This window comes from Hydrocoleum sp. CS-953, from assembly GCF_002260545.1.
Lineage (GTDB): Bacteria > Cyanobacteriota > Cyanobacteriia > Cyanobacteriales > Microcoleaceae > Trichodesmium.
In genome coordinates, this window is the sequence record NZ_LGSU01000848.1 from 1 (window position 1) to 5,025 (window position 5,025).

At 35.9% G+C, this 5,025-nt stretch carries 4 protein-coding genes and 1 pseudogene; 4 read left to right on the forward strand and 1 reads right to left on the reverse strand.

Annotated features, from left to right (window positions below; translation table 11 throughout):
• Nucleotides 1–169 precede the first annotated feature (169 nt).
• From cruF to AFK68_RS10955, 4 genes and pseudogenes are all read left to right on the forward strand, one after another.
• Entirely contained in the window at nt 170–1,108 is a 939-nt protein-coding gene (gene cruF, locus AFK68_RS10940; RefSeq protein ID WP_094672731.1) for a gamma-carotene 1'-hydroxylase CruF, read from the forward strand.
• Nucleotides 1,109–1,708: 600 nt separating this feature from the next.
• A complete protein-coding gene (gene cruG / locus AFK68_RS10945; RefSeq protein WP_094672728.1) occupies nt 1,709–2,887 on the forward strand; it encodes a 2'-O-glycosyltransferase CruG in 1,179 nt (392 codons plus the stop codon).
• A gap of 627 nt (nt 2,888–3,514) precedes the next feature.
• Nucleotides 3,515–3,855, forward strand: a 341-nt coding sequence (locus AFK68_RS44785) for a DUF362 domain-containing protein (protein WP_371357321.1), incomplete at its 3' end; no start/stop codon positions are given.
• A gap of 1 nt (nt 3,856) precedes the next feature.
• Nucleotides 3,857–4,785 (forward strand): annotated as a pseudogene (locus AFK68_RS10955) (DUF362 domain-containing protein); the annotation flags it as partial.
• A 16-nt stretch (nt 4,786–4,801) separates the two neighbouring features.
• Here AFK68_RS10955 and AFK68_RS38605 read toward each other — a convergent pair.
• On the reverse strand, nt 4,802–5,025 hold a 224-nt coding region (locus tag AFK68_RS38605), incomplete at its 5' end, for a hypothetical protein (RefSeq protein ID WP_210407345.1).

The window sequence follows — 5,025 nt, forward strand, 5'->3', positions numbered from 1 at the left end:
AAACTATATAGATAGTGTTTTGTGGCATTAGTTTCAATAAAAAATTAGTCCCACGAGGAAAAAATAGTTCCAAATCTCTACTACTGATGCACAGAGTAGATTTGAAGTATTTTCCCAAAAACATAAAAGCAGAAAATTAGTGAGTTTTGAACTCAAAAATAGGACTTCTATGAAGCAACTTACGATCGCCGAACGCTATCTATTACTTGCACATATTTTATCAACAGTTTTTGGCCTAGCAGGTCTGTTAATAGTTCTACCGAATCCTGAAATTATTGTCAGCTTGCCTCCTATAGGACAAACTGCCTTCCAATGGAGCATGGCAGGAGGAGGAGCAACTTACATTATCTTTGGAGCATTAGCAGTTGCCCTGTATGGAATTAGGAATTTAGGAATAGGTACAACTTTGGCCTTTATGCTGCCTTCTGTATTTCTATCTTTGAGTAGCGAACTATTAGGCACTAGCACAGGATTTCCTTTTGGGGATTATGCTTATCTCAGTGGATTAGGATACAAAATTGCAGGTCTCGTACCATTTACAATTCCCTTATCTTGGTTTTATATGGGATTTGTTTGTTATTTACTAGCTCGTTGTGGTTTACAGGTCAATAGTTCTAGTTCCTGGATACGCCATGTAGGAGCGATCGCCACAGGAGCAATACTTCTAACGGCTTGGGATCTAGTCCTTGACCCGGCAATGAGTCAGGCACCATTTCCATTTTGGGTATTTGAAGATGAAGGGTCTTTTTTTGGAATGCCTTACCGTAATTTAGTGGGGTGGGTAGGTACAGGTGCAATATATATGACTGTAGCTGCTTTGTTTTGGGGTAAAAAAACTATTTTATTGTCCCGTCAACAATTAAATCTGCCACTAATAACTTATTTAGTTAATTTTGCTTTTGGGGCAACAATTACTATCGTTGCACTGGATAGTAGATTCTTATTACCTACTGGTTTGAGTGTAGTGCTGGGGGTATTTCCAGCTATTATTCTATGGTGGATATCTGAAGCTAATAGATTAAGGCAGATGGATATATCTGTAGAAAATGTTGTGACTGGCAATAGGGAAAAACCACCTGAAAAACAGGTAAATATGGCTATGAAATAGGACTTACTGAAAAAGTATGATGTGTGAGAATAGGAAATGGGGAATAGACAATGAGTAATATTTTTACTCTTAATTTTCCTACATTTTTCTCTCACCTAACCAGGAAAAATTCTAGGTAAAATCTGGAATTAACAATGTATAATTGATAATGGATGATTAGAGCTTGCCGATCAACTCTCAAAGCATGGATAGATAAAGACAAGTGCTTTCTTTTTAGTCCAAAAAAACTCAAAAAGTAAGTATTTTAGGCAGACAAGATTAGAAAAATCAAGAGACAATTCTTCCTTCTACCTATTCTATGATTCTCCTAACTACTACCCTTACCAAAAAACTTTTTCAGCAAACCCTAATTATGCTCAAAAATAATTATCCATTATCCATTGTTCATTATCAATTGTTAAATAGGTCATTATCCATTAATGAATGATTTTTTGAGAGTTTTTCAAACTTTGACTGCACTTCAAACTTTGATATTTATTCCTAACAGTATATCCTGTACTTTAAACTCACTACTTCTAATAATGAGTTGATAGACTCTTGGCTTTGTCTGAAAGATAATATAAAGTCTAAAATACTTCTCTATAAATAAATTCCAAAATCATGCCTGAAGTCTTTTTTTTTGTCATGCTAATGTTGCAGCTACCAGCAACAGCTATCTTACTATCACGTCTTATTAAAGGTCCGACTAGACAACCGCCATTAAAATCTGAGGAGCCTACACTAGAATTATTAGGTAAGGTGACAGTTGTGGTACCGACTCTTAATGAAGCAGAGCGTATTACTCCCTGTTTAGTTGGTTTGAGTCGGCAAAGTTATGAAGTTCGGGAAATAATTGTAGTTGATAGTAACTCGACAGATGATACTCAATATTTAGTTAAGAAGCAAGCAAAAAAAGACCCAAGGTTTCGTTTAATTACGGACGATCCTTTGCCCCCTGGGTGGGTAGGTCGTCCTTGGGCGTTGCATACAGGGTTTTTGGCAAGTTCTCCAAAGAGTGAATGGTTTTTGGGAGTCGATGCGGATACTCAACCAGATCCAGGGTTAGTAGCTAGTTTGGTAAAAAAGGCTGAGACTGAAGGCTATGATTTGATTTCTCTGTCGCCACGGTTTATCCTGAAGTATCCAGGAGAACTGTGGCTACAACCTGCTTTATTAATAACTTTAGTCTATAGGTTTGGACCGACGGGTACGGGGGCGCAAACACCGGAACGAGTTATGGCGAATGGTCAGTGTTTTTTGTGTCGCCGTTCGGTTTTGTCAAAGATGGAGGGTTATGTTAGTGCGAAGGGTTCTTTTTGTGATGATGTGACTCTGGCTAGGAATATTGCTGCTGAGGGGTTTAAGGTAGGGTTTCTGGATGGAGCGCAGGTTTTGCAAGTGAGAATGTATGAGGGAATGGTGGAAACTTGGCAGGAGTGGGGGCGATCGCTTGACTTGAAGGATGCTTCTCCTAGGGTTCAAGTTTGGAGCGATCTTTGGTTATTATTGGCGACTCAGGGTTTACCTTTATTGGTGGTATTGGGTTATTTGTTGTTTGGTTTGCCTATTTCTATTTCTTTGTCTGCCAAATTTTTGTTATTTGGTTTGAATTTATTTTTACTATTAATTAGGTTTGCTTTGTTATTAGGTATTGCTCCTTCCTATGACTTTAGTAAAGCTCAAGGTAGTTGGTTATTTTTATTATCTCCTTTAGCAGATCCTTTGGCAGTTTTACGAATATTTTTATCTGCTATGAAGACTCCGACAAAATGGCGTGGTAGAGTTTATGGAGAAAATTAGGTTGTTCAAAGGAGTCAGGAGTTAGGAGTCAGAATGAATAGCCTAATCAAAAGGAGTCAGGAGTCAGGAGTCAGAATGAATAACCTAATCAAAAGGAGTCAGGAGTCAGGAGTCAGGAGTCAGAATGAATAACCTAAATCTTATTTATTCAAGTTAAACTTTTTATCAAAGAGAAATCTCTAACTAAAGTCTTTTAATAACCAAAATTATTTCATATATAGCAATATGAAATGATGTTTCATTAATGGATAATTACCATAGCTAAGTCATTGCGACTTACACTCGTGGAAGAAAGCAATATCCTAAGCCACTGAGATTGCTTCCTTTCGTCGCAATGACGACTTTTAAATCGGATTCTATATTATTAGAAAGAAGAGGATTAAATAAAAGGAAAATAAATTCATTGTTTCTCTTGAAATAGAAGGCTTTATACCTTAATTATTCGGTAAAAAACCTGTAGGGGTTTAGTTTCAAAATCCCATATTCCCTTGGGTTCGGAGACCAAGCCCCTACAATAAAATTTTACAACCTAATTTAAGATTGCTATAATTAGCTAATCCAAACTAAACCTGTTGAAAAATACCAATTTAATACCTTTTATAGAGTAGTTTATTAGTAAAAAAAATCATGTCAACTGTAAGTTTAATCCGAGCTAATTCTTATAAAATTAACGAATTAGAAAAATCAATAGAGAATCTTTTAGAAGCATTAGGTGGAATTAATTCTTTTGTCAAAGCAGGCGATCGTGTTCTACTTAAACCAAATTTGCTCACAGGTTCTCGCCCCACAAAAGAATGTGTAACTAGACGAGAAATAGTTTATTGTGTAGCTAAAATGGTAAAAGAAGCGGGGGGTAAACCTTTTTTAGGTGATAGTCCTGCTTTTGGTAGTGCTATGGGTGTGGCAAAAGCAAATGGTTATTTATCATTGCTTAAAGAGTTGGATTTACCAATAGTTGAATTTCATGGNTCCGAGCTAATTCTTATAAAATTAACGAATTAGAAAAATCAATAGAGAATCTTTTAGAAGCATTAGGTGGAATTAATTCTTTTGTCAAAGCAGGCGATCGTGTTCTACTTAAACCAAATTTGCTCACAGGTTCTCGCCCCACAAAAGAATGTGTAACTAGACGAGAAATAGTTTATTGTGTAGCTAAAATGGTAAAAGAAGCGGGTGGTAAACCTTTTTTAGGTGATAGTCCTGCTTTTGGTAGTGCTATGGGTGTGGCAAAAGCAAATGGTTATTTATCATTGCTTAAAGAGTTGGATTTACCAATAGTTGAATTTCATGGAAAACGTTACGACATAGTTAGTCAAGAATTTAATCATTTACTATTAAGTAAAGAAGCAATGGCGGCAGATGTAATAATTAATTTGCCTAAGCTTAAATCTCATGTTCAACTAACTATGACAATGGGAGTTAAAAACTTATTTGGTTGTGTGCCAGGAAAAATGAAAGCTTGGTGGCATTTAGAGGCAGGTAAAGATGCTAATCGTTTTGGGAAAATGTTAGTAGAAACTGCAAAAGCAATTAATCCAAATTTAACTATTATTGATAGTATTATCGGGCATGAAGGTAATGGTCCTATTGGTGGAGAACCTAAAAATTTAGGTATTTTGGGAGCGTCTACAGATGTATTTAGTCTTGACCGAACTTTTGTAGAAATTTTAAAGGTTAATCCGACAGAAATTCCAACAGTAGCAGTTGCTGAGGAAATGGGATTTTGTTCTGATTTAAAGATGGTAAATTTTCCTTTATTAAAACCTGCTGAAGTGGAGGTAGAAAATTGGCAGTTACCTACAACGAAGAAACCTATTGATTTTGGTGTTCCACGGATAATTAGGTCTACTTTTAAACATTTATTTGTTAAGTTTATTCGAGAACCAATGAATATTTAATGTTAGGAAGATATAGCTAGTCTTCTGTAGGGGTTTGGTTTCCAAACCCCCAATTTTTATCAGCAGTGAAATTTGAATTTATGGAGGAATTAAAACTTTCATACTCAGTTTGGTTAGGAAATACCAGGGAATATTTAATAGGAAGAGATAAACTGAAAATATAGCTAGTCTTCTGTAGTGGTTTGGAGACCAAACCCTTATTTTTATCGGTGGTGAAATTTGAATTTATGAGGGTATTGA

What these genes read in the sequence shown, in the direction of transcription:
- cruG (WP_094672728.1), top strand. Translation starts at nt 1,709, where the DNA reads ATGCCTGAAGTCTTTTTTTTTGTCATGCTAATGTTGCAGCTACCAGCA.
- cruF (WP_094672731.1), top strand. Translation starts at nt 170, where the DNA reads ATGAAGCAACTTACGATCGCCGAACGCTATCTATTACTTGCACATATT.